The sequence below is a fragment of the Pseudoalteromonas sp. P80D2 genome (genome assembly GCF_036680945.1).
GTDB lineage: Bacteria > Pseudomonadota > Gammaproteobacteria > Enterobacterales > Alteromonadaceae > Pseudoalteromonas > Pseudoalteromonas shioyasakiensis.
This window is the reverse complement of sequence record NZ_JAZDAR010000029.1, coordinates 97,319-122,377: the sequence shown is the minus strand read 5'-3', so window position 1 is coordinate 122,377 and position 25,059 is coordinate 97,319. Positions and strand designations below refer to the sequence as shown.

The 25,059-nt window shown below is 42.7% G+C and carries 16 protein-coding genes; 8 read left to right on the top strand and 8 right to left on the bottom strand.

Features of this window, described 5'->3' with window-relative positions; translation table 11 throughout:
* Positions 1 to 351 precede the first annotated feature (351 nt).
* Positions 352 to 4,365: a rhombosortase-dependent M36 family metallopeptidase gene (locus tag VRK28_RS08190; RefSeq protein WP_332393710.1), complete on the bottom strand. Its 4,014-nt coding sequence runs from the start codon at positions 4,363 to 4,365 to the stop codon at positions 352 to 354.
* 127 nt (positions 4,366 to 4,492) lie between these two features.
* Here VRK28_RS08190 and VRK28_RS08185 point away from each other — a divergent pair, with 127 nt between their 5' ends.
* Positions 4,493 to 4,987, top strand: coding sequence for a hypothetical protein (locus tag VRK28_RS08185; RefSeq protein ID WP_332393709.1), 495 nt, complete (start codon positions 4,493 to 4,495; stop codon positions 4,985 to 4,987).
* 324 nt (positions 4,988 to 5,311) lie between these two features.
* On the opposite strand, the gene VRK28_RS08180 is transcribed toward VRK28_RS08185, so the two are convergent.
* Both VRK28_RS08180 and VRK28_RS08175 read right to left on the bottom strand, forming a co-directional pair.
* Positions 5,312 to 6,013: a M15 family metallopeptidase gene (locus tag VRK28_RS08180; protein WP_062565420.1), complete on the bottom strand. Its 702-nt coding sequence runs from the start codon at positions 6,011 to 6,013 to the stop codon at positions 5,312 to 5,314.
* A 51-nt stretch (positions 6,014 to 6,064) separates the two neighbouring features.
* Positions 6,065 to 7,690 (bottom strand): sensor domain-containing diguanylate cyclase, encoded by a 1,626-nt coding sequence (locus tag VRK28_RS08175; protein WP_332393708.1) that lies wholly within the window; start codon positions 7,688 to 7,690, stop codon positions 6,065 to 6,067.
* A gap of 360 nt (positions 7,691 to 8,050) precedes the next feature.
* Between VRK28_RS08175 and VRK28_RS08170 the strand changes: the two genes are divergently transcribed.
* Complete coding sequence (locus tag VRK28_RS08170) at positions 8,051 to 9,238, top strand: acyltransferase family protein (RefSeq protein ID WP_332393707.1); 1,188 nt, start codon at positions 8,051 to 8,053, stop codon at positions 9,236 to 9,238.
* A gap of 57 nt (positions 9,239 to 9,295) precedes the next feature.
* Here VRK28_RS08170 and VRK28_RS08165 read toward each other — a convergent pair whose 3' ends face one another.
* On the bottom strand, positions 9,296 to 12,160 hold the full coding sequence (locus VRK28_RS08165; protein WP_332393706.1) for an FAD-binding and (Fe-S)-binding domain-containing protein: 2,865 nt from the start codon (positions 12,158 to 12,160) through the stop codon (positions 9,296 to 9,298).
* Positions 12,161 to 12,510: 350 nt separating this feature from the next.
* On the opposite strand from VRK28_RS08165, the gene VRK28_RS08160 reads away from it, so the two are divergent.
* From VRK28_RS08160 to VRK28_RS08140, 5 genes are read left to right on the top strand one after another with little or no spacing between them, the layout of a single operon-like run.
* Complete coding sequence (locus tag VRK28_RS08160) at positions 12,511 to 14,319, top strand: glycoside hydrolase family 3 protein (protein ID WP_250660722.1); 1,809 nt, start codon at positions 12,511 to 12,513, stop codon at positions 14,317 to 14,319.
* Positions 14,320 to 14,367: 48 nt separating this feature from the next.
* Entirely contained in the window at positions 14,368 to 15,165 is a 798-nt protein-coding gene (locus VRK28_RS08155) for a putative hydro-lyase (protein WP_250660721.1), read from the top strand.
* 6 nt (positions 15,166 to 15,171) lie between these two features.
* A complete protein-coding gene (locus tag VRK28_RS08150; RefSeq protein ID WP_250660888.1) occupies positions 15,172 to 15,903 on the top strand; it encodes a 5-oxoprolinase subunit PxpA in 732 nt (243 codons plus the stop codon).
* Positions 15,888 to 16,751 carry a glutamate cyclase domain-containing protein gene (locus VRK28_RS08145; RefSeq protein ID WP_332393704.1) on the top strand — a complete coding sequence of 288 codons (864 nt, stop codon included), beginning with the start codon at positions 15,888 to 15,890 and terminating at the stop codon, positions 16,749 to 16,751. Before VRK28_RS08150 ends, VRK28_RS08145 begins: the two co-directional genes overlap by 16 nt.
* A 2-nt stretch (positions 16,752 to 16,753) precedes the next feature.
* Positions 16,754 to 17,611, top strand: coding sequence for an aminotransferase class IV (locus tag VRK28_RS08140; RefSeq protein ID WP_332393703.1), 858 nt, complete (start codon positions 16,754 to 16,756; stop codon positions 17,609 to 17,611).
* A gap of 56 nt (positions 17,612 to 17,667) precedes the next feature.
* On the opposite strand, the gene VRK28_RS08135 is transcribed toward VRK28_RS08140, so the two are convergent.
* The 3 genes from VRK28_RS08135 to VRK28_RS08125 form a co-directional block, all read right to left on the bottom strand.
* Positions 17,668 to 18,651, bottom strand: coding sequence for a WD40 repeat domain-containing protein (locus tag VRK28_RS08135; protein WP_304638235.1), 984 nt, complete (start codon positions 18,649 to 18,651; stop codon positions 17,668 to 17,670).
* Between the two features lie 334 nt (positions 18,652 to 18,985).
* On the bottom strand, positions 18,986 to 19,300 hold the full coding sequence (locus tag VRK28_RS08130) for a hypothetical protein (protein ID WP_332393702.1): 315 nt from the start codon (positions 19,298 to 19,300) through the stop codon (positions 18,986 to 18,988).
* 270 nt (positions 19,301 to 19,570) lie between these two features.
* Entirely contained in the window at positions 19,571 to 19,948 is a 378-nt protein-coding gene (locus VRK28_RS08125) for a VOC family protein (RefSeq protein WP_054563159.1), read from the bottom strand.
* Positions 19,949 to 20,110: 162 nt separating this feature from the next.
* Here VRK28_RS08125 and VRK28_RS08120 point away from each other — a divergent pair, with 162 nt between their 5' ends.
* Complete coding sequence (locus VRK28_RS08120; protein WP_332393701.1) at positions 20,111 to 22,132, top strand: S9 family peptidase; 2,022 nt, start codon at positions 20,111 to 20,113, stop codon at positions 22,130 to 22,132.
* Positions 22,133 to 23,344: 1,212 nt separating this feature from the next.
* On the opposite strand, the gene VRK28_RS08115 is transcribed toward VRK28_RS08120, so the two are convergent.
* Complete coding sequence (locus VRK28_RS08115; protein WP_054563156.1) at positions 23,345 to 24,946, bottom strand: isocitrate lyase; 1,602 nt, start codon at positions 24,944 to 24,946, stop codon at positions 23,345 to 23,347.
* Positions 24,947 to 25,059 lie beyond the last annotated feature (113 nt).

Here is a 25,059-nt window from a genome sequence, read left to right as displayed (position 1 = left end):
CTTGAGCTTTAAGCTGTAAGTCAGAAATGTGGGGTTATCGAGTATTGATGACCCCACAGCATTCAACCTGTTGACTCTTCACGTAGGTTGGGTAGAGCGCAGCGAAACCCAACGTTAAGAAGCTGTCAGCCGTCAGCTATCAGTTCAGACGCGCGAAACAAGTTTCACGCCTACAAAAAGGCGCTAGGTACTAGGCGCTAGGACGCGATGTAAAATCGCTGCTACCTCGCATCTCGTATCTCGCATCTCGAAACTTTCCCCTTTCCCCTTGCTAACTTTACTCTCGCTAACTTAAAACAAAAAAGCCCTTACAGCGAACTGTAAGGGCTTTGTTATCACTATTTAAAAGTCTTATTTACGTTTACGGCGACGGCCGATAAGCGCTAGTGGTGCAAGTAGTAGTGTTAAGAAACCAAAGCTACCGTTGCTAGATTTAGTTACTTTCTTCTCTTCTACTGGCTCAGCTTCGTTAGTTACGGCAACAGTGAACTGCTCTGATACAGAGTCTGTACCATCGCTTACTGTTACTTCAAATACTAACTCGTCATCGCTTGAGATAGCACCTGGCGTGAAGCCTAGAGTTGCAGTGTCAGCACCTGTAAGTGTTGCTGTTGTGCCGCTTAGTTGCGTCCAGGTGTAGCTTAGCGTGTCATCACTGTTACGGTCTGACGCTGTTGCCGTTAATGTGCCTGAAGCAGACTCAGAAACAGACTCATCACCCGATACAGAAAGTAATGGTAGTGCGTTATCACATGCTAATGCATCACCAGCAATCACGTTTGAGAAGATTGGTGACGTTACATTGCTAACAGTTACGTTATCAATCCACCAGCCGAACTCACGTACTGCGCTGTCTGATGACATACGGAAACGTAATTTTGCACGGTTACCGTTTAGTTCAGTACCGAAACGAATTGTTTCGTAGTTACCATAAACACCGTTACCATCAACATTGTTACCTGTGAAGGTATCGCGATCTTGTAGTGCTTGTGCATCGTTTTCGATTAGTGGGCCATCGTAACCAACATCAAATGTACCGCCCATTTCAGTAACATCTACCCAGTTACCACCGTTTACGCTGATCTCTACAACACCACCATCCCATTCGTTTTCGATTAGGTAGAAGTGCCAGAATGAAACTTCAAAATCACCAGCAAAACCGATATCAAACTCTCTTGATTCAACCGCAACATCTGACTGGAAGTCATTGTTGTTTAGGTACATGGTTTGCTCGCCAAGACCGAAGCCAAAGCTGTTGAAGAAGTTAACATTACCGCCGGTTGCCATGCTTTGTGTGCCAACTGCTAAGTCATCACCTGTCATTACGTTTTCTTTCCAGTCACGTAATGAAGCGCCTGCTACTTCCATATCGTCAGCAGTTTGTGAGCTAACTGGTGCTTTATCTTCAAAGTCCATGTTCACAAGGTAAGATACTGTATCGCTTGCTGCTTCAACAATCTCGTCATCAGCAGAAAGCTCTGGGAATGACACTTCGATTTCAAGTGTATCAGCAGTGCCTGCATCATTTAGTGTAAACGTGATAGGTGCGCTTGTTTGTGAAGCGTAAGGAGTTGTATCGTCAAAAGTGATTAAACCATCATTTTCGAACGTTACATCGTGACCACTAACAACCGTTAACTGTGCTTGAGTACCAGTTAGTACTTCACTACCTGTGTTCATGATGCTAACAGTTAATGTGCCTGTTTCACCTTTGTCTAGCACGTTATCGTTTGAACAATAACCTAGCTCTGCACCGTTGTAGTTTGGATCCATTGCCACATCTTTGAATGTGAAGCTAGCAAGTTTCATTTTGTCAGATTCAACAACACCTGTTAAATCTTCGCTGAAACGCTCTGGTGCTTTAGCACCTAAGCCCATACCACGCTTAGCAAATGCACCTAAGATTAGTTTGTAATCTTCTGGGTCAACTGCGTACGCTGCAGCTAAGATAGCATCACGTGCTTCTGTGTATAGCGGAGCAACTGGAGTTAGCTTGTAACCAGCAACTAAGTAGTTAGCCATACGGTTTTGAGCTTCTTCAAAGCCGTGCTCGTTGATAAGTGCTACATAGCTTTCCCAAAGCATAGTTGCCCAAATTTCACCTGCTGCGTGTGGTGAACCAACATTAGTTGGAGCAATACCTACATCAGCACCTTCATTTTCAGTAATGTGGCGGAAAGATAGTGGGTTTACTTCCATATTTGTTGAATATGGAACACGACGAATACCATAGTAGAAATCTTCTACGAATGTACCGCTACCGTAAGCTTTTTGGAACTTGTCGTTACCTGGGATGTTAATGTCATCAGCTTTAGCAATGAACATCAGTGAGTGGAAATCACCCCAACCTTCGCCCATCGCACGGCCTTGGAAGTTGATAAGACCTGATGAGTTACCCACTAAACGGTTACTGATATAGTGACCCCATTCGTGAGCAATAATACCGTTATCTAACGTACCGTCTTTTAACGTTGCTTTATTGAACATATTAACAGTAACAGTGTCGCCTGCAGCGATACCGTCGTAAAGTGCGTGACCGTCAGCATAGTTCAGACCCATGTTAGGAATGATAACGGCATCATCTTCACCGCCCATTGGCGCTGGTTCATCTGTATCTGGGTTGTTGTTTACAACGATTGCACCAATGGCACCCGCTTCTTGGGCGTGTAGTACTTTTGCTGTGAAGTTACAAGAACCACGATCGACTAGCGCAATTTTACCAGCCAGTTCAGCTGCATTTGTTGCAGGTTCACAACCGTCTGTTACGCTACCAGAATCTACATCATTGCTATCAACTAAACGAACAACTTCGCCTGCGATATCAGCAAATTGCATTTGACCAAAGCCAGATACTTTAGAAGACTCAAGTAGACCAATTGTTTCATCTGATGTTACAACCACACCGAAATCTACACCCACTTTCGCATCTTTCGAGTTGTATAAATACATTTGCATGCGTGGGCTTGCACCGTCAGCAGGTGTTGCCATATTCGCGTTATTTAAACCGCTATTATCTTGCGCTTGTGCTTCGATTGGGTCGCCTTCTACACCACCACGGCCGTAGTTAGATACCTGCGCAACATTTGATGTTTCGTCAAAACCATGGTCATAGAAGAAATCGTGTAAGAAGTTGTTCATGTAGAACAAGTTAACAATTGCCGCTTTACGGTTGTCGTAGCTGTTTGCTACTTGATCAACTTGGTAAGGGTAATCGAATGTGTAATCTGATGTAGTTTCAGCAGTGAAGTCACCTTCTGTGTAACCTTGAGGTGCAATTACATCAGCATAAGCAAATACGTTGTTACCTGATGTTGTTGTAGCGTCATCAGCAAGCCACGGATCCATCGTGCTTAGTTTTTTGTAGTAAGACAGGCTTACAAGTGGTGCATCTAGGATTTCAGTTTCATCAATTTGATCTGGGCCATCAGCTGGGATCACGTCACCGTGTGGACCTTCCCACGGGTAACCATCTTCGTCAGCCCATACACGGTAGTTAAAGTCTGCCGCGTGTGCTTTTAAGTCTTTCTTGAAATAAACTTTGCTGTTTTGCGCGCCAATAACGTAGCTGAAGTAATCGCTTTCTAGGCTGTTTTTGTCAGCAACTTCTACTTCAACATAGTATGCAGACTGCAGCTCACCCGCTACTTCAAAGAATACTTTCTTAGCACGTGGCTGGCCTAATACAACTTTGTCACCACTTTGGTTAGACACAGTGTACTTAACATAGTCACCTTGCTCAGTTGATTTAGTTAAAGACACATTGATATCAGCAAGTTCTTTAATTGCACGTTTAATGCTTTGCTCAGCACCAACAAACTCAGCAAGTGGCGCGAACGACTGCGTTGCATTTGAACTTGTGTTAGCGAAATAACCAGAACCTGCAACTAGGTTATATTCTTTATCCATGATCAGGTTGTATTCACGGTTGAATACTTCAATGTCATGAACTTTTTGCTTGTATTTAGCTGTGATTGAGCCAAGCTTCTGCTCAGATAAATCTGCTAATACTGCGCTTGATACACCTTTTTTAGCTGTGCTAACACCTGTTAAGGCATTTAAATAAAAATCTGCAGCGTAAGCATTACGTTGCTCAGGAAGCACCATTGCCATATCAGGCTTAGCTTGACCTACTGCATTCCATAAGAACGTAGCTTTACCTAATTGCGCATCGAAAATAGATTTGTGACCCGATACAGTGCGACGCTCAGCTAATGCACGTTGCTGAGATACTTGAGGATTAAATTGTACTTGAGAGCTAACGCTTGAAGCATTATAAAAGCGAGTTTGTTCACTTGCCTGTACTTGAGTTGATGCCAAGATAGCCGTTACCATAGTAGCAACTGCTGTTACTTTGAATTGAGACATTCCTTACGTTCCCTATTGTTATATTTTTATTTTCGGTTAACAATCATAACCAAGCCCAATGTACCCAATACAGCAATTAAAAAACAGAATTAATTGTAAACAAAAGTAACAGACAAACAGGATTGAAATGAAACAAACAATTAATATACAGGCACTTATAATAACACTAGCACTAGTATCAGGCTGTCAAAAAAATGAAATAAGCGAGCAAAATACAACACAGCAGCCAACAACCAGTTCACAAAAAGAACAACTTTCAGTTAAGGATGTTAAAAAAGCAGTCGAAATTAATAAGCAAAAATCGACAAATGCTTTTAGTAATAATGGCGAAAAAATTACCTTTGATGCACCGACTTTAACCAAGGGCACAGAAGTCTTTAATCACGCAATGCAAGAGCGTGGCATCGCAACGGGTGCAATTTACTTAACGCTAAAAGAAAACAGCTTACCAGTAGCGCTTAGCAGCCAATATACGCTGAAAAAAATGACCAACAAAAGCTATCGCTACCTTGCTGAAAAAGACACTGATTTATTAAAAGTACAAAACGCTTTTAAACAAAATGCCAATGTCGATATTGTTGAAATTAAAGTTGATTATTCGCCGATAAAAGAGGTGATGTAGGTTGGGTAGAGCGCAGCGAAACCCAACGTGAAGAAGCTGTCAGCCTTCAGCTATCAGCCGTCAGACGCGCGAAACAAGTTTCACGCCTACTTGTAGCAGCGGGTTTATCCCGCGTCATCATGCGCTTGGTTCTAGAAGGAGCTGTCAGCCTTCAGCTATCAGCCGTCAGACGCGTGAAACAAGTTTCACGCCTACATCAAACCGTAGGCGTCATGCTTGCATGGCGTGTCTAACATTCAACGCCATTTAATCAAGCTAACTCAACATTCAAAAACAACACTTTTCGGCTTAAAACTTACAGCTGAAAGCTTAAAGCTGTTTTACCTACTCCACCACAAAATCAAAATAGGTGGCGGGATATGCTTGCGGTTGGTAGGTAAAATGCCACCATTCCATTGAATAAGGGGCGAAACCGGCCTCTGTCATCAGGCTTTTAAGTTTATATCGATTGGCTTTTTGCTCTGCACTAATTCGCGGGTCGTCGGTGTTAGAAAGAGTGTCGAACATATCAAACGGTGAGCCCATATCGAGCTCTTTGCCTTTTGCATCAACTAACGTTAAATCAATCGTTGAGCCACGGCTGTGACCCGACTTAGCGGCGATGTAATCACCAAGTAACTTGTCTTTACCTAAGTTTGGATAAAACTCAGCTTTGGTGCGGGTATCTTCTAAATCGTTAACCCAACGTACAAAGTGATCAACGGCACGCTGCGGGCGATAACAATCAAATATTTTTAAGCTCAAACCTTGGGTTTGCGCTGCTACTTGCACATTTTTAAGAGCCGCAGCAGCAGTGCTATGCAATAAACATTTAGGTGCGTTGTAACCATCAACTGGTTTGCCAACAAAGTTGTGATGACCAAAATAACGGATATCTAACACAGCATTCGGTAGCAAAGCACCTACATCCACAAATTCGCTACGTTTATCATCGCTTGGGTTGGCATAAGCAGTACTTGCACTCATAAGCGCAATACCTAACAAAGAAGTGGATTTAGTTAAACGAGCCAAAAAAGTGAATGCCATTTTGATTTCCATAAATAACTTAATAGCATCCACTATTGCACATTAAATAACTTATTCCAAGATTGAAGGCTCAGAAACTGGAGCAAGGTCTTGGCTGTATGTGGCATCGACAACTGAACGGTTACGACCGGTTTTTTTAGCTTGATATAAAGCTTGGTCAGCAAGCTTAAATACTTCATCAATGCTTAATTGCTCAATTGGCCAGCCCGAAATACCAATTGATACATTAATGCAGCCAACCGGGTCAATGTAGCTTTCTGACACCCGCATACGCAAACGCTCAGCCAGCTGATACGCACGTTTTGCTTCCACTCTTGGCATAATCACAATGAATTCTTCACCACCGGTACGGGCAACTACATCACTATCACGAGTAACATCTAACAAAATTTTAGCCAACGACTGCAGTACCACATCACCAATATCATGACCGAATTCGTCGTTAACCCGTTTAAAGTGATCGATGTCGATAGCCAATACAGCAAAAGGGCAACGTTGAGCTATCAAATGGCTAATTTGCATATCGAGACTACGGCGATTATGCAGGCAAGTGAGGGGATCAGTTTGCGCTTCTTGGCGCAATAGCCCTATTTTACTTTGTAATAGCCCGACCCCTTTTAACATGGCTTTTCTGAGCTCATTACTTTCAAAGTACCATGAGCGAATTTGTGTCAGCTCAAGTGACGTTGAAGGGCGATCTAACGTATTTGCAGTTTCGGCTAACTGCCTTAAAGGCTGAGCAATTAAACGTGCTAACACCCAAATCAATATAAATGTGAGTACACCTATTGGGGCGGTTTTGATAAACACTTGCCACATTAAATTATCAAGCGGTGCAAGCGTGCTTTCTAGAGGGCGCTGAGTGACGACTCCCCATGGAGCAACTGTCATAGGAGCGTAGCCTGCAAGCATCTCAACGCCTTTGCTATTGGTAACAAGCTGGGTGCCGGCGTTTCCTTTTAGTACTTCTTCAATTACTTGGTTATCAAACACTTGCTCACCAATACGGCTTTTATCTGGGTGATAGAGTAAGCGATGGTTTTCATCAACCACATACAGATAAGAGCCATCTTGATAATAATGAACTTGCAGCAATTCATTTAAAATACTGGCACGTTTTAAGTACAAAGTGCCGCCAATATAACCAATGAAGTTACTTTGTTTATCGAATAAAGGCTGCGACATAAAAATCAGTAAATTGCCTGCCATCGAAATGTACGGCTCGCTGATCATTGGAGTACGATACGACAAAGCCGCTTTAGTGCCAAAGCTATCTACTTTACGGTTTTGTAGTTTCAATGACTTTGGTGATACCCCTAAAATATCGCCTTGTGCATTAACAATAATGGTCGAATTAAAACTATTGGTTTGTAGCCTTAGTCGGTCAGCCTCAGAATTAATTAAGCCTTGATTATTAAAATCGTCTTCAAGTATTTTTCCAACATAAGCAAGCTGTTGCTGAGCAGTCAGTAAAAAGTTATCGGTCGCCGACACCAACTTAGCGGCGTATGCTTTATGGTTATTTAGGGTTTTATCTATTAGTTGTTGCTTCTGAACTTGATAGCTCGAGTAATAACTATTTAGAAAGGTAATAAGCGTTGTAGAAAACGCTAACACTAAAATTAAGCGGCGTAGGTTTAAACCATGGCTAAGACTATTAAGCACGATATTTCTCACATACAGGCCCAAAGTCCATATCGGGTACATCTAATACCTTTATACTAGCAAGATGTTCTATGTACCTCTATAGAACTTTTGTCATAATTTGATTTAGCGCAAACAAATGAGTGCAATTACTCTAATTAATTAAAGTAACTCTGTTTAAAACTTCAGCTACCAAGCGCTCGTTGAATATGAACAACATCAAAGTCACTTACCAACAACCTTCGCGGTTTAACATATTGAATTTAATGAACTATAAACTTAAGACAGTTAAAAGAACGGCTAATACGTACGATTTATATTGTTCAAAAAGCAGCTTGCTTTGATGTAATAATTTATTACACTATAAAAACTAAATAACAATAAAATTTTCCTATGCGTCACCACTGTGCTGAAATCATCAATAAACTCCCTTCACATCGCCTCATGGCGTTAGATGTAATGCGGGGCTTTACTATTACCGCCATGATATTAGTGAATAACCCGGGTAGTTGGGGAGCGATGTATTGGCCTTTGAAACATGCACAGTGGCATGGTTGGACACCAACCGACTTAATTTTTCCGTTTTTTATTTTTATTGTCGGCATGTCTATCACGCTTTCAGTAAATAGCTTGCGTGCTAAAGGGGTCAGTGATCAACACATACTAAAAGCAGGGGTTATTCGTACCATTAAACTCATTGCCCTCGGTTGGTTTTTAGCCTTGTTTTATTACAACTTTCGAGACCCTTCTTTTAGCTGGGTTGATGACAAATTATTGCAGCTGCGTGTGTTGGGCGTGCTGCAACGTATCGGTTTGGTCTATTTAGTTGCTCTGTGTTGTTATCTCTATTTATCGCCTAAGAAAATAGCCATTACTTGCATCGCTCTTTTATTGTTTTATGGTGCCGCCATGCTTTATATCCCGTATACCTTGCCAAACGGCGAGGTAGTGAATGGCTTCTGGCTACATGGCAATAATTTAAGTGCCTTCATAGACAATGCCGTACTTGGTAGTCATCACCTGTATTATGCCAATGCTAAGCCGCTGCCATTTGATCCTGAAGGGCTGTTCTCAACACTGCCTGCCATTGCAAGTGCGCTTAGCGGCATGTTGGCTGCGGTTTATTTAACTAAGCAACCCGACCTTAAAAAACAAGCCCGTACACTTATCTTACTGGGCGCATTAGCCGTTATTGCTAGCTATGCGATTGCACCAATAACACCTATCAATAAAGCGTTATGGACGCCGAGCTATGTGTTACTCAGCTCAGGGCTTGCAGCGATCTTCTATGCACTGTGCAGTGCTATTTTAGATATTTATAAGCTGCGTAGTTGGGGCGCTCCATTTATTGTATTTGGTGCAAATGCGATATTATTTTTTATGTTTGCAGGCGTGTTTGCACGGCTACTAATTATGATCTCGCTTGGCGATAGCAGTTTAAAAGGCAGTATTTATGGCCTAATACAATTAGTGATCAGCAATGATAACCTCGCTTCTTTTAGCTTTTCACTGCTGTTTTTAGTGGTGTCTTATGGGGTGATGTACAGCTGCTACCGCAAAGGCATTTTTTGGAAAGTGTAGGCTTTTAAATAGATGAGCCAGTCAATCACTGGCTCATCAAATTAGCAATTAAGCCTGTTATATTGCATGGCTTTGTTTATCGAGTAGATACAAAATAGACTGATAACTAATACCACTGTGTTCAGTTAAACCAATTTCGCAACTACGGCTATTAGACACACCCCGACTACAGTTTTTTGGCACGTGTTGTTTAAGAGTTTTTAACGCGTTGCCATTGAGTTCTGGCAAGTTAAAGCCCTTATCACCGGCGAAACCACAGCACTCTATATCAGCAGGAATAATCACTTCATTACTACATGCCTTGGCAAGTGATACTAGGCTTTGCTCTTTACCTAATCGCTTAGAACTACAAGTAACATGGAGCATCACCGGCTCATTCACGGGCGTGACCTGCAAATTAGGCAGTAAATGCTGAGCTGCAAAATCAGCACTTTCATAAATTGTGAGTGCCTTATTTTGCGCAGCATTAAGAGTAGTAAGTGCACAAGGGCTGGCATCAAAAACAATGGGGTATTGGCCATTATTTGAAAGCGCCTCAAGCTCAGTAAGTAACTGCTCACTTTTGTTTCTAAACTCTTCATTAAAGCCTTTGCTAGCAAATGGCATACCGCAACAAAGTGAATCGGCTTGTTTCGGAAGTAGCACTTCATAGCCAGCTTTGGCAGCGAGTGAATAAATAACATCTAGCAGTGGGCGCTTATCATCGGCAAGTTTATCAGCCGCAAAAATCCGGCTTGCGCAGCTTGGCATATACACCAACTTTTTCGCTTGTTGGGGTTGTTGAAGCTTTCTATTAATTGGTTGCTCAGCTCTTGGCCATGCCGAGTAATACAGCGGTGTACCAAGTAACTTATTAGCAGGTTTACTCAGGCTTCTTAGGTTACTGCTGCCGATTGCTTTTTCGAGCACCTGCATCACGGTTAAACCAAATCGTGCACCCGTTGCAACAACCGCAAAATGCTTGCTGGCAAAGCGTGATAATGACCGTGCAACTTTGTTTGATAAGGCTTGCTCTGCTCTGAGCGATTTTATAAATTCGCCCGTGTTTATTCCCACCGGGCATTTAAGACCGCAAAGACCCGTAGCCGCGCACGTATCAATACCAAGGTATTTAAAGTCGGCCTCGATAACACTGAGCTTTTGATTTAACTTCTGTTTGCTTGCTACATCTTCGGTTGTTAGTAATTGATTGTGTAGCTCTGTGCGGTGTCGCCATAAAGTAATACGCTGCCTCGGTGTTAAGCTAAGTCCTTTTGATGGGCAAACCACTTCGCAAAAGCCACATTCAATACAGGTATCGATAATATCATCACTTTTTGGCATGACTTTTAAATGCTGAGTGTGGGCATTTTTGTCGTGATTAATAATAACCCCAGGGTTAAGAATATTTTGTTTATCGAATAAAGCTTTAAGCGCAACCATCACCGCGAAGCCATCGTCTCCCCATTCGGTGGCAACAAACGGCGCCATGTTACGCCCTGTACCATGCTCAGCTTTTAATGACCCTTTTAGTTCAACCGCCACTAAGTTCGCCACATCGGCCATAAATTGCTCGTATCGACTTACTTGCTCTGGTGTGTCAAAAGCTTGGGTGAAAACAAAGTGTAGATTTCCGGCAAGGGCATGGCCAAAAATAATGGCTTCATCATAAGCATATTTAATAAATAATTGATGCAGCGCATTCACGCCATCAGCTAATTTATCAAGGGCAAAGGCAACATCTTCAATTATCACAGTAGTGCCAGTTTCGCGCACTGCGCCAACCGCAGGAAACGTACCTTTACGGATATTCCAAAGTGCCGCATTACGGGCGCTGTCTGCTGAAAACTCAACCGCTGCCAGTTGACCTTGCTTAAACTCGGCAAGAAGTTGCTCAGTGCTCTTAGTGAGCGCATCGAGAGCCTGTGCATTTTCAGCTCTTAACTCAATTAACAGTGCCGCTGATTGCTCCGGATAACTAGCCACCTCTTTTGGCATGATGGCATGCTCGGACACCGAGATCAGAGCACGTTTATCTAGTAGCTCAACAGCAGCAACATCAAGCTCACTCAGCCTTTGTACCAGCTCACACACCTTGCTGATATCGTCAAAAATAAAGAAACCTGTGTGTTTGTACTTATGCTCAACCACAGTGTGGTAGGTGATATCGGCGATAAAGGCTAACGTACCTTCAGAGCCAATAATGAGGTGCTTGATGATTTCGATTGGATCAGAAAAATCCAGCAGCGCGTTTAGACCATAGCCTGTGGTATTTTTTAAACGATATTTATGGGCGATGCGCTCACTCAAATCAGGGTTTTGCTTTATGCTATCAACTAGGCTCATTAGCTCATCAACCCATGGGCTATGGCTTTGCAAAAAGGCATTACAGCTTTGGCTATCAGCCGTATTAAGCACTGTGCCATCGGCAAAAATGAGGGTCATATCTTTTACTGTGTGGTAGCTGTTTTGCGCCACTCCACAACACATGCCTGATGAATTATTTGCCGCCATCCCCGCTATTTTGCAGCTATTAATTGAAGCGGGATCTGGGCCAATCTTTTTACCAAACGGGGCTAATACTTGATTTACTCGAGCACCAATGATCGCCGGTTGTAAGCGTATTGCCTCAGCGTCATCAAGGATTTCAAACTTGCTCCAACTATCGCACAACAAAACCAATACCGAATCGGTAATTGCTTGCCCAGATAAACTCGTTCCGGCGGCGCGAAATGTGATGGGTACCTGTTGCTCGTTGGCAGCAATGATCACTTGTCGTGCTTGATTTTGATTACTCACTAATACAATTAACTCAGGGATTAATCGATAAAAGCTGGCGTCTGTTCCGTACGCATAACGGCGCGAGTAATCTTCTATTAATGCTGACTCTGGTAAAAAAGGTTTAATTTGCTGTTTAAATGCGTGTAATCGAGTTAAAGCCATCTCGCCCCCAGGCTTGTCATATTTACGCTGATGATTATGGAATATATTATTACTTTAAATTGTACTAAAAAGCGACCCATTAAATTGATAAATTATCAACTCGCCACGCTTTTTATCAGTATAAAGGTTTGGTTATTTAAGCCTATTAGCCCTATTTGGTGATCTAACTTAGCTTTTTGCAGTCGGACTCAAAAACCGCTAGGGTAGCAAAAAAATACTGTATTTATATTTAAAAACCCATTAACATCAAGAATAATTTATTCTAAAAACTAAATAAGCGTTTTGCTTTGGAGCTTGCTGTGTTAAATAAGTTTGCACTATCGTCACTGGTTATCGGATTAGGATGTTTCATGCCATTACAATCATCATTTGCTGAGTCTGCATTAACTTTAAAACAACAGTTAGGGCAAAAGCTCATGCTTGACCTGCGTTATTACTGCGAGCAAGACCCAGGTGAGCAAAAGTGCCGTACACCGGTGACAGAGCTGCCGGCCGATTTAGCGAATATCATCACTAAACATAATATTGGTGGGGTGATTTTATTTGCAGAAAATATCGATACCGTGCCACAAGTGATCAAACTTAATAATGACCTACAAAAAGCCGCTGCTAAGTCAGAGTTAGGCTTACCGCTGTTTATTTCGATAGACCAAGAAGGTGGCCGAGTTGCCCGTATTCCTCGTGATGTAGGTACGTCGTTTACCGGTAACATGTCGATTGGCGCGACCTATAAAGAACATGGTACCCACTTCGCAACTGAATCTGCACGCATCATTGCCGACGAGCTATTGGCACTGGGTGTTAATGTTAACTATGCACCCACGGTCGATGTAAACATGAACCCAGATAACCCAGTTATTAACGTGCGCTCTTACGGTGAAGATCCGCAATTGGTTGCAAAACTAGGTGGTGCCCAAGTAGCTGGTTTTGAAAACAACGGCGTTATTTCATCATTGAAGCACTTTCCGGGGCATGGTGATACGAACGTAGATAGCCACACAGGCCTGCCAAAAGTAATGCATGATAAAGAAACCATTTGGCAGCAAGACTTACCCCCTTTTAAAGAAATTATTAAAAACCAACAACCGGGTATGATCATGACTGCACATATTCAATACCCTGCCCTAGACGACAGCACGTTTGTCAGTAAAGAAGGCAAAACCATGATCAAACCTGCAACGATGTCGCGCAAAATCATCACCGACTTATTACGTGATGAACTTGGTTATCAAGGTGTGGTGATCACAGATGCCCTCGATATGGCGGGGATCAGCCACTTTTTTGAACCAATCGAAGCGGTAGTAAATACCTTTGCAGCGGGTGTTGATATTGCCCTGATGCCAATCGAAATCAGAAGCCCTAAAGACTTAGCAGTACTTGAAGCCCTGATTGAGCGATTAGAGCAAGAAGTACAACGTGGCACGTTAAATGCCAACGAAATGAGTGCTTCTGCAACACGTATTTTAAAACTTAAAGAAAAGTTTAAACTTACCTCTTCACTTGATGACGAAGCAGCCATCAAAAAAGCGCAGCTTCTACTGGGTGATCAAAGCCATAGAAAAGTAGAAGCCGAATTAGCATTGGCAGCTATCACCGAAGTGAAAAACGAGAAAAACACCCTACCGCTTAGCATTAAATCGGGCAGCAAAGTGCATATTATTATGCCAGACACCCGCAAATGCTATGCTCTGCAGCAGGCGTTAATTGATAACACCGATAAGCTAATCAGCTTTAGCTGTACGAGTTTGCAAGGTTATGAGCCGCTTGCAACATTAAAAGAAATTAACGAAGCCGACATTATCATTGCCGCAAATGCGTCACCAAAACAAAGTGCTGTTGAAGTCGGAGGGATGGATGATTTAGCTGATAACCCTGAGTTTGCAATTGCTAAAGCAGATCAATCAGCGGCATTAGAGTCATTGTTAAAACAAGCAAAATTAGCCCATAAAAAGACCGTATTTGTCAGCTTACGAGCCCCTTACGATATTGCCCAATTTGGAAAATTTGGCGATGCTGTACTTGCCACCTATGCTTACAATATAGATGTAGATACAGATGAAAAGATTGCTGGCCCTGCTTTTACAGCGCTGGCACACGTTTTACTAGGGAAAGCCCCTGCTAAAGGGCAGCTGCCCGTTACTATTAATGACCTGAACTGAGTGTTATTGTAGCAACAATGGGCAAGTGTTAATTTCAAGGAGAGTCACATGCAAAAAAATGCATCTTTAACCACACCAGCGGCTATTCGTAAAATGGTACGCGAGGGTGACTACACGGGCAATACATCGGGCTTTGCACCGGGCTTTGTGCAAGCTAATTTAGTGATTTTACCTAAACAATATGCGTTTGATTTTTTGCAGTTTAGCCAAGCAAACCCGAAAGCTTGCCCAATCATTGCAACTAGCCGTATACCGGGCGTTACCGATATGCCAACTGTTGGTGAAGACATTGATATTCGTAGCGACTTACCCCGTTACCGCGTCTTTAAACAAGGCCAAATGGTTGAAGAGGTTACCGATATTACGAATTATTGGCGCGACGATTTAGTCACCTTTTTAATTGGTTGCTCGTTCTCATTTGAAGAAGCGCTGATTGCCGCGGGCCTTGAGATCAGAAACATCAGCGAACAAAAAAATGTGCCAATGTATGTGACCAATATGGCTTGCCAAAGTGCAGGGATTTTTCACGCCAATATGGTTGTAAGCATGCGCCCAATGAAACCTGCCGATGCCATTCGCGCGATCCAAATTTGCAGCCGTTTTCCAAGTGTACATGGTGCACCAGTGCATTTTGGCGACCCTGCAGCAATTGGCATTAAAGATATCAACAAACCTGAGTTTGGTGATGCGGTAACCATTAAAGAAGGCGAAGTACCAGTATTTTGGGCCTGTGGTGTTACTCCACAAGTTGCGATTGCCAACGCGGCTCCTGATTTTTGTATCACGCATAGCCCAGGGCACATGCTGATCACCGATATTCCAAATAGTAAAATGGCAGCGTTATAAATGACGATGAAACTAAACTGCGACCTTGGCGAAAGCTTTGGCATGTGGAAAATGGGCTTAGACGAGCAAGTTATGCCACATATTGATATGGCAAATATTGCTTGTGGCTTTCATGCTGGCGATGCCGATGTGATGGCAAACACCCTAGCCCTCGCCAAGCAGCATAAAGTAATGGTTGGCGCACATCCAAGTTACCCAGATAAGCAAGGCTTTGGTCGCCGCTCAATGGCTATGAGCGAAAAAGAGCTGACCAATTGCCTGCATTATCAAATTGCTGCAATTGATGGTATGGCTGCAGTACATGGTTTAACGCTTGAATACGTTAAGCCACATGGCGCATTGTATAACGATATGATGAGTGACGAGCAAACGCTGAATATCGTTATGCGTGCAGTGGCAAGTTATGCAAAGCCATTAAAATTAATGATTTTAGCTACCAACCAAGCAGCCAAACACAAAGTACAAGCAAACGATCTTCAACTAGAACTCATTTTAGAAGCGTTTGCCGACCGTCAATACACAGACGAAGGTAAACTTGTTGCACGCTCTTTAGCGGGCAGCGTACACGACAAAGCGGCACTAATAGCGCAAGTTAAACAGTTAGTTGCACATGGCACAGTTACAACGCGAAGTGGTCAGCAGCTGGCACTTAATGCCGATAGCCTGTGTGTGCATGGCGATAATGAAGCGGGTATTGCGCTCATTCAAGAGATCAAAGCACTATGTCAGCAAGCCTAAGCGACGCAGCGCTCAGCCAACAAATTGAAACCATGATGGTTGAACAAAACCCGCGTGGTATGCAGCATTTATACGCAAACCAACTAACGGGGACGTATTTACGCGCAGCAAAATACCTTTATAAAGCACAAGGTACTGTGTTGATAGGTACCGGCTTTGCGGTTAACAATACTTTCGAAACCGATGGTCCTGTTGGTGCAATTGCACTTTACAAGGTACTCGAAAAGCTTGATAAACAGCCCATTTTGGTTACTGGCAACCCCCTTTACAGTGCCCTAAAAAATGACTTTAACTGTTTTGAGCTGCCAATTAATAGCATTGATAATGCGCACACTTTTAGCATTAAAGCCCTTGAGCAGCTAAAACCTGAGTGTGTTTTATCAATAGAACGCCCGGGGCTTAACGAGCATCAGCGTTATTATAATATGCGCGGTATTGATATTTCGGAGCATTGCGGCTGCTTTGATTTTTTTGTGACAGAAGCACCTTGCCCCACCATAGCGATTGGTGATGGCGGTAACGAAATAGGCATGGGTAACCTTGCACAGCACATGCAAGCGCTAAACATCACTCCTTGTTTAACAACCTGTGATGAGCTGTTACTCGCCGATGTATCTAACTGGGCAGCATACGGGCTCATTGCCTTTTTAAGTCGCTGGCATAACACTGATTTGCTGGCTGATATTGAGCCACTCAATATTTTGCATTACCTAAGTGAGCGCGGTAGTGTCGATGGCGTCACCCATAAAAATGAGCTCACCGAAGACGGCCTGCATGCAATGCATGGTCAACAATTAATAACTCGGCTTCGCCAACTTGGCGGCTTTACGACAGAGAATGAGGTTTAACAATGGGCACGGTATACCTAAACGGTGAATACCTTGGCGCTGATGAAGCAAAGATTTCACCCATGGATCGCGGCTTCTTATTTGGCGATGGCATCTATGAAGTGATCCCATCATACCAAGGCAAAATGCTTGGCTTTGGCGCACATATTGAGCGTATGAATAACGGTTTAAACGAACTTGAAATTAAGCTCGATTACAGTGCCGATACATGGCGTAAAATCTGTAATGATTTATGCGAGAAAAACCAAGGTGATAACATAGGGATTTATTTACACGTTAGCCGCGGCGCCGACACTAAACGTGCTCACGGTTACCCAACTAATATTACCCCGACCGTATTTGCGTTTGCTTTTGAAATTCCAGCAGAGCCAAAAGGCGATATCGACAATGCAACAACTTACACTGTATCGCTTGAGCAAGACCGTCGCTGGCAACGCTGCCATATTAAATCAACGGCACTGCTTGGCAATGTGATCCATTATCAACATGGCTCAGCAGCGGGTAACAAAGAAACTATTCTATTTAACCGCTTAGAAGAAATTACCGAAGCTAGTTCAAGTAACGTGTTTATTGTTAAAGATGGTGTGATCAGCACGCCACCACTTGATAACCAAATTTTACCGGGGATCACCCGCTGGTTAATCCTCAATATTCTTCACAGTTACAGTGACTTTAAAGTGCAAGAGCGCATTATTAGTAAAGAAGAATTACTTGATGCCGACGAAGTATGGATCACCAGCGCCACTAAAGAAGTTGGCCCAGTTGTAAAAGTAAATGGCAAGTTAGTTGGCGATGGTAAACCTGGTGCAGTTTGGCAACAAGTGCAAAGCTTGTTTACCAAGCATAAGTTTGATTACTAATTTCATCGCCATTTAAAACAAACGCCTACTTAAAGTAGGCGTTTTTGTTTTAGCTGTTATTTAGTGCTTATTTTATCAAATGGCCAAGCTTGCAATAGGCCATCACTGGTTTCTGAATATAGTTGCTTACCATCGTACGCCACACTCAGTACTGACGTACGTTGGCGCTGTTGTTTAGCTTCGTATTCAGCGATTAATTCACCATCTGCAACGCGATATAAACGCATCTTCATTTTTGGTGATCCCGTTAATAGCCATTTATCTTGATTGATAAATTGCGATGCAGTGAATTCAATAAAGTTAGAGTATGAGGCCACTTCTGACAGCTCTTTTTTATTGGCTAAATCAAAGAATACACGATCATCTACCGAGTCAATTGCAAAGCCCAAGCTTGCTGTTTTATTTAGAGTAACGTGATTTACTCTGGTCGCTAAACGCTCTTCAAAGCGAGTACTACCATCACTTGTTGACCAAAGCTTAACGTATTTGTCGCTTGAGCCGGTAAACGCCCACTGACCATCAGCCGATAACGCCACGCTATTAATATCTAAGCGATGAATATCAAAACGCTTAGTATCACCTGTGCGAGTATTTATTACCTCAGCCTTGCCGCTACGATAAGCGATAACCAAAGTATCGCCTACGGCTGAAATAGCGATGTCTCTGGCGATTTCTTGCCCGGTAAGCCAAGTACCAATACTACGCCCAGTGCGAGTATCGTATAAAGTCACCGATAATCGATTTGAAATGAAAAAACGAGATTTGTTAGCGCTAAAGCCCACAAGCTCAACATGTTCAGCGCCCTGCCCTGTTATACAATCGTATAAACGCGCTTTTAACTGATTATCCCAAACGCACACCTCAGATTGAGTTGCCACTAATGCGTGACTCGCATCTTCGGTTAGCGCCGAGGCACTTAGTAGCTCATTGCCATGGGCAAACTCACTACTAGCAGGGGCAGTAAACACCTCACCTCCACCACAGCCCACAAGGCTTAGTGCAAATACACAGCAAAGAGGTTTAAGCAATTTAGACGTCATGATCATTCTCAATTTTTATAATTATTTTTGTATTGGAGCAGTGTAATGAAAATAAGCGGAAGTTGGTAGGGGAACTAGCTGTCAGCTTTCAGCCGTCAGCCATCAGGTTGAGAGTCGATAGATTTAAGTCGTTAGTGGTTAGATAGAACGAGTAACGAAATGCGAGGTAGAAGGTGCTTTAGCGCCGAACAACAGCTTCCTAATCACAGCTTAAGATAACCCCACGATTTTTGTAGGCGTGAAATTTATTTCGCGCGACTTTTTGCGACTTGTAGGTCGTGCTTTAGCTCGTTTTCTAAAAAAGCTCGCTTTGCTTACCATGAGATCTATTGTTTTAATTGGTACTTGAAACAGATTCACAATTAACAGTCGATTTTTTTGATGTTTTATCTAACTTCCGAGTCACTAAAAGCTCCTCGTTTTCAACGGTTAAACTTACATTCTTGTACCAATCATCAAAACTGGCTTTAGTTGCACTAGCTGGTAATTCAAATCCAAACGCAGAATCAATTTGCTCGAAGCTTGTTGGAATTTCTTTCTTCAAACACCAGTATAAGCCACTCAAGGCGCCAAAAAGATCTTCAGGTTCTTCTGCGTATACGGGATGCCAAACTAAGCAAGAGACAATGAGATACACTAATTTTTTCATAATTCTGCACATTTACTTTAAATGAATTGCTATCACTAGCATGTGTATAAAACACCGGAGCTTGTCAATTTTGAGCATGCATACTTTACAAAGGTGTAAGAGTTCTACTGATAACTACCTGAAAAGCAGTGTAAATGAGCCATAATGTTCTAAGCTGGTGAAACTTACTCTTTATTATCTAAAACCTCGACTACATAAGCTAGGCCCTGTTTCCTAGAGCCTAGCGCCTGTTAACTTTACTCTTTCTAACTTTCCCCTTGCTAACTTTCTTTACCCATGCGTAAAACAAAACACATTTAGTTTATTACCGTCTAGGTCTCTAAAGTATCCCGCATAAAAGCCGGGCATTTCGCGTGGGCCGGGGGCGCCTTCGTCTGTGCCACCTAGTTCTATGGCTTTTTTATAAAAGGCATCTACTTGGGCTGGGGTTTCAACAGCTAGAGCAATCATAGTGCCGTTACCTACTGTGGCTTTTTCATCGTTATAAGGTTTGGTAACCGCAAAACCGGGCTTATCTTGGCCTGTGCTCCATGCGACAAAGCGGTCAGTTTCTAAAAAGCGCTCGGCGTTTAGAGTGGCGAACAATTCATCGTAATACTTTACTGCTTTAGCTAGGTTGTTAGTGCCTAACATGATGTAACCTATCATTGTGTGCTCCTTACGTTTAAAAGTGTCTGTACTCAACATAAAAGGGAAATGACCATCTGTCTATTGATTTCTCCATTCATCGCAATGGACTATATTTCTGATGGTTGTTACTTTATAACAGGTTAACACGCCCTAATTTCTGCTCACTAACAAGGAAATAAAATGAAGTTTAAAACGTCTTTAGCACTGCTTGCAGCAGCCAGCTTTTACAGCCATGCAGGAGCTAGCAATACCTTTCAACTTGAAAATGTTTTTGATCTTGAATACGCCAACCAAATAGAAATGACAAAAAATGGCGATACAATTTACTTTGTGCGTAATCGCATGGATATCAAAAGCGACCGTAAAGTCAGTAATATTTGGTCAGTAAACCCAGATGGTAAAACCATGCTACCGCTAACGTCTGGCGTGCATATGGATTACTCTCCGGTATTGTCACCAGATGAAACTCGTTTAGCGTTTATTTCTACCCGAGATGGTAGCAGCCAAATCTATGTAAAATGGTTAAAAACCGGTAACGTAGCAAAAATTAGTAACCTAACGCAAAGCCCTGGCGGATTAACTTGGACGCCAGATGGCAAACAATTGGTGTTTAGCCAGTTTGTGCCTGCAAAATCAGCAAGCCCAGTTTCTTTACCGGGTAAGCCTGAAGGCGCTAAGTGGGCAGAGCCAGCTAAATATATTGACGATACCTATTACCGTGCCGATGGCGGTGGCTACTCTGAAAAAGGTTATCGTCACTTTTTTATCATCAGTGCAACGGGCGGCAATGCACGTCAATTAAGCTCTGGTGATTTTGATCATGGTGGTGCTATTAGCTTTAACGAAAAAGGCGATGCGTTTTATTTTTCGGCTAATCGTTATGAAGATAATGAATTACACCCAACTGAATCTGAAATCTATAAACTTAGCTTAGCGGATCGTTCAATTACCCAAATAACAGATCGTAAAGGCCCAGATTCACGCCCTAAAGTCTCGCCAAATGGTCGTTACCTGGCATACACAGGCTATGACGATAAAAAGACTAACTATGAAAACAGCGACATTTATTTACTTGATTTGAAATCAGGAAAAACCTCAGTGCTCACTGCTGATTTAGACCGTAGTGTCGAAGATATAAAATGGGATCATAGCGGCAGAGGTCTTTATTTTAGCTACGATAGCGAAGGCAAAACACACCTAGCTTACCAGCCGCGTAGTGGTAAACATAAAGTGATTACCTCAGAGATTGGTAGTGTTGCCTTTGGTCGTCCGTATTCAGGTGGTGACTTTGATGTGAGCGAAGATGGTGAAGTTGCATTCACACTCGCAGATACACAGCGCCCAGCTGATGTAGCATTAATTAAGCGCGGTAAAACCGCGCGTTTAACACAATTAAACGAAGATGCGCTGGGTGACAAAGAGCTGGCTAAGGTTGAAGAAATTTGGGTTAAATCAAGCCACGACGGTTTGGCTATTCAAGGTTGGATTGCTTACCCACCGGGTTTTGATAAAAACAAAAAGTACCCACTTGTACTAGAGATCCACGGCGGTCCTGTTGCAAACTACGGTCCTCACTTTAGCCCTGAAGTACAATTATACGCAGCCAAAGGTAATGTTGTACTTTATATGAACCCGCGCGGCAGTGACTCATACGGTAAAGAGTTTGCGCAAACAATTCATCATAACTACCCAAGTAATGACTTTGATGACTTAATGACAGGTGTTGATGCTGTCATCAATAAGGGCTTTATTGATGAGAGTAAGTTGTTTGTTACCGGCGGTTCAGGTGGCGGTGTTTTAACTGCATGGATTGTCGGTCATACAGACCGCTTTGCAGCCGCTGTTGTTGCTAAACCAGTTATCAATTGGATCAGCTTTGTACTAACTGCTGATTTCTATCCTTTCTTTGCTGACTATTGGTTCCCAGGTAAGCCATGGGACAATATTGAGCATTATATGAAGCGCTCTCCAATTAGCTATGTCGGCAATGTAAAAACACCCACTATGCTGTTAACCGGTGAATCAGACTATCGCACCCCGATTTCTGAAACCGAACAATTTTACCAAGCGTTAAAGCTACAAGGTGTTGATACAGCGATGGTGCGTATTCCTAATGCCTCACATGGTATTACCGCGCGCCCATCAAACCTGATGACCAAAGTCGCCTATATTCAATGGTGGTTTGATAAGCATAGTGAGTAGTTGCGAGTTAGCAAGTTAGCAAGTTAGCAAGTTAGCAAAGCATTGTAGGCGCGATTTTATATCGCGCCATATCCGAACCATAACGCGGGGTAAACCCGCTGCTACTTTCTAACTTTACTCTTTCTAACTTTACTCTTTCTAACTTTACTCTTTCTAACTTTCCCCTTTCTAACTTTCCCCTTTCTAACTTTCCCCTTTCTAACTTTCCCCTTTCTAACTTTCCCCTTTCTAACTTTACTCTCGCTAACTCCTCCCCTGTAAACCCCCTTTACAGTCAAAATGTGAGTAACTCCTTACATATATCTATCAAATATCGGACATTAATCCAAAAGCAGTTAGTAAAAAATCGGTTTATAGCCAAAATCAGTAACTTGAGTTAGTAAAAAATCGGTTTGTGCCGCTAAAAACCTAGCTTCAGTTAGTAAAATTTTGGTTTGTGAGGATGTTGAGTTGGTAAAAAATCGGTTTATAGCTTGGGTGAGTTAATAAAAAATCGGTTTGTAAATCGCAAGATTTTACAAAACAGTATTAAATTGCCGTTTATATGACCTAATTTTGGCCATTCTAGAGGCTGTGCTCTGCCAATAAGCCCTAAATTAAGGCTCATGAGGCGGAGGTAGTTAAATCCTGATCTAAAATTCTTAAGCTGGTAAATGCGTGATCTGTATTTTTATAAAGCTAGTAAATGGCTGATCCAAGACTTGGTTAAAGAGTGATCCGAGATGCGAGATGCGAAGTGAGAGATGCGAAGTGAGAGATGCGAAGTGAGAGATGCGAAGTGAGAGATGCGAGGTGCGAGATGCGAGATGCGAGATGCGAGATGTGAGATGTGAGATGTGAGATGCGAGTCTGATGGCTGACGGCTGAAAGCTGATAGCTAAAATGTGAAAAAGGGCCCGAAGGCCCCTAACAACATTATTGAATTTTATACCCAGGCTGCGTGGAGATGCAGGTTTCAGCAAGAGATAAAACGCATTTAGACAAGGCATTGATTGCAGATAATGGTGGTTCCCTTATTAAAATCAATAACGCAGTATAAATGCGTTTTAGCCTTGCCCTTCGGGCGCTTCACAGGGGCTCCACTACTACGTTGTGACAAATCGAAAGGTACCTACATTCCTTCATTGTCACGCCTTGTATTGAAACCCCTGTGATAGCGCTGAAAATTACATCTTCACGTAGCCTGGGTATACGCAGGAAATTACAACTTGGTTAGAACTGGTTCATAGTATTTGCTTCACCACCGGCTTTAAGCGCATTTTCACCAGAGAAGTACTCTTTATGAGTATCACCAATGTTAGAACCTGCTAGGTCTTGGTGTTTCACTGATGCTTGCTCACGGCGGATTTCTTGACGTTGTACGTCGCGAACATACGCTAGCATACCAAGGTCGCCGAAATAGCCTTCTGATAGAATATCAGTGCTTAGCGCCGCTGTATGGTAAGTTGGTAGCGTGATTAGGTGGTGGAAGATACCCGCTTCACGTGCACCATCTTTTTGGAAGTTTTGTACAAGTACATCTGCTGCCGCTGCAAGCTCTGTGTCATCCATTTCTGGCGCCATTAATGCTTTATTGTCATCGATGCTTGGGTAAGCAGATAGGTCTTTACCTTGTTCTTGCCACTCAGCATATACTTGCTCACGGAATTTAAGTGTCCAGTTGAACGACGGTGAGTTGTTGTATACCAGCTTAGCATTTGGTACTTGCTCTTTAACGCGGTTTACAAGCTCAGCGATTTGTTTAACGTTTGGCTTTTCTGTTTCAATCCACAGTAAGTCTGCGCCTGATTGTAAGCTAGTTACACAGTCTAGAACTACGCGGTCTTTCTCTGTGCCTTCACGGAACTGGTATAAACCATTATCTAAACGTGTTGGTTTGCAAAGCTGACCATTCAGCTTCATTGCTGTGTCGCCTTCATTTAAGTCATCTACACTGTTTACAGGTGTTGTTTCAAGGAACGACGTGTATTGGCTAGCAAGGTCGCCTGGTGTTTTAGATACTGGCACTTTTTGAGTAAGGCTTGCACCTAATGAGTCAGTACGAGCAACGATAATACCGTTATCAATACCAAGCTCTAAGAATGCGTAACGAACAGCGTTAATTTTTGCTAGGAAATCTTCATGCGGTACAGTTACTTTACCAGCTTGGTGACCACATTGTTTTGCGTCAGATACTTGGTTCTCGATTTGGATAGCACATGCACCCGCTTCAATCATCTTTTTAGCCAGTAGGTAAGTTGCTTCTTCGTTACCGAAACCCGCATCGATATCAGCAATAATTGGCACAACATGGCTTTCGAAGTTATCGATTTTATTTAGTACTGCTTGAACATCACCGCCGTTTGCTTTCGCTTCGTCTAGGTCTTTGTAAAGGTGGTCAAGTTCACGTGCATCAGCTTGCTTTAAGAAAGTGTAGATTTCTTCGATTAGCGCTGGAACAGATGTTTTTTCATGCATACTTTGGTCAGGTAATGGACCAAACTCAGAGCGAAGTGCCGCAACCATCCAGCCACTTAGGTATACATAGCTGCGTTTGGTTGTTTTGTTATGACGTTTAATTGCCATCATCATTTGCTGTGCAGTGAAACCATGCCAACAACCTAATGATTGTGTGTATTGGCTGTGGTCAGCATCGTAGGCTGCCATGTCTGCACGCATAATGTCTGCAGTGTATTGAGCAATGTCTAGACCCGTACGAAAACGGTTTTGTAAGCGCATACGGCTTGCGTATTCAGGGTTGATTGACTGCCACGTTTTGCCTTGTGTTTGACATAAAGTAGCTAGGTTATCTGTTTCGCGTTGATATGTTGTCATAATAAAAATCCTTCGAACGGGTTATCTATTTTTTGTTAGTGAGAGTGGCTACTTGGCGTTTGCTTCGTAGCGCTTAATTCAACATTAGGCGGATTTTTTGGATTTAGTAAATT

Bases quoted from the DNA above. Each gene is read 5' to 3' on its own strand.
- VRK28_RS08145 (WP_332393704.1), top strand. From the start codon at position 15,888: ATGTCAGCAAGCCTAAGCGACGCAGCGCTCAGCCAACAAATTGAAACC.
- VRK28_RS08150 (WP_250660888.1), top strand. From the start codon at position 15,172: ATGAAACTAAACTGCGACCTTGGCGAAAGCTTTGGCATGTGGAAAATG.
- VRK28_RS08125 (WP_054563159.1), bottom strand. From the start codon at position 19,948: ATGATAGGTTACATCATGTTAGGCACTAACAACCTAGCTAAAGCAGTA.
- VRK28_RS08160 (WP_250660722.1), top strand. From the start codon at position 12,511: ATGCCATTACAATCATCATTTGCTGAGTCTGCATTAACTTTAAAACAA.
- VRK28_RS08120 (WP_332393701.1), top strand. From the start codon at position 20,111: ATGAAGTTTAAAACGTCTTTAGCACTGCTTGCAGCAGCCAGCTTTTAC.
- VRK28_RS08185 (WP_332393709.1), top strand. From the start codon at position 4,493: ATGAAACAAACAATTAATATACAGGCACTTATAATAACACTAGCACTA.
- VRK28_RS08115 (WP_054563156.1), bottom strand. From the start codon at position 24,946: ATGACAACATATCAACGCGAAACAGATAACCTAGCTACTTTATGTCAA.
- VRK28_RS08140 (WP_332393703.1), top strand. From the start codon at position 16,754: ATGGGCACGGTATACCTAAACGGTGAATACCTTGGCGCTGATGAAGCA.
- VRK28_RS08180 (WP_062565420.1), bottom strand. From the start codon at position 6,013: ATGGCATTCACTTTTTTGGCTCGTTTAACTAAATCCACTTCTTTGTTA.
- VRK28_RS08135 (WP_304638235.1), bottom strand. From the start codon at position 18,651: ATGACGTCTAAATTGCTTAAACCTCTTTGCTGTGTATTTGCACTAAGC.
- VRK28_RS08130 (WP_332393702.1), bottom strand. From the start codon at position 19,300: ATGAAAAAATTAGTGTATCTCATTGTCTCTTGCTTAGTTTGGCATCCC.
- VRK28_RS08155 (WP_250660721.1), top strand. From the start codon at position 14,368: ATGCAAAAAAATGCATCTTTAACCACACCAGCGGCTATTCGTAAAATG.
- VRK28_RS08170 (WP_332393707.1), top strand. From the start codon at position 8,051: ATGCGTCACCACTGTGCTGAAATCATCAATAAACTCCCTTCACATCGC.
- VRK28_RS08165 (WP_332393706.1), bottom strand. From the start codon at position 12,160: ATGGCTTTAACTCGATTACACGCATTTAAACAGCAAATTAAACCTTTT.
- VRK28_RS08190 (WP_332393710.1), bottom strand. From the start codon at position 4,365: ATGTCTCAATTCAAAGTAACAGCAGTTGCTACTATGGTAACGGCTATC.